We start from the raw sequence: 295 nt of genomic DNA, 5'->3' as shown, positions 1-295 counted from the left end.
CCAACTGAGCTACGCCCACCAAAGAAGCCAAAAACTCCTTTGCTGCGCCCCAACCAAACCAACCGGCCTGGGTGAAGCTTTATTTGGTGCGGATGAAGAGACTCGAACTCTTACACCTTGCGGCGCTGGAACCTAAATCCAGTGTGTCTACCAATTCCACCACATCCGCGGTTTGAAGCTGTTAAAGCAAAGGCGCCAGACTGTTAATCTGGCGCCTTTCGAAATATGGGGTGGACGAAGGGGATCGAACCCTCGACAACGGGAGTCACAATCCCGTGCTCTACCAACTGAGCTA

Annotated in this window: 1 tRNA gene; it reads right to left on the bottom strand. The window is 52.9% G+C overall.

From position 1 onward, the window contains the following. Positions 1-84: 84 nt before the first annotated feature. Positions 85-169: transfer RNA gene (locus VD17_RS31170), tRNA-Leu, on the bottom strand. Between the last annotated feature and the right edge of the window lie 126 nt (positions 170-295).

The sequence above is a fragment of the Pseudomonas fluorescens genome (assembly GCF_000968015.1).
GTDB lineage: Bacteria > Pseudomonadota > Gammaproteobacteria > Pseudomonadales > Pseudomonadaceae > Aquipseudomonas > Aquipseudomonas fluorescens_W.
Note: the sequence above shows the minus strand (reverse complement) of the source record. Positions and strands in the feature narration are given on the sequence as shown.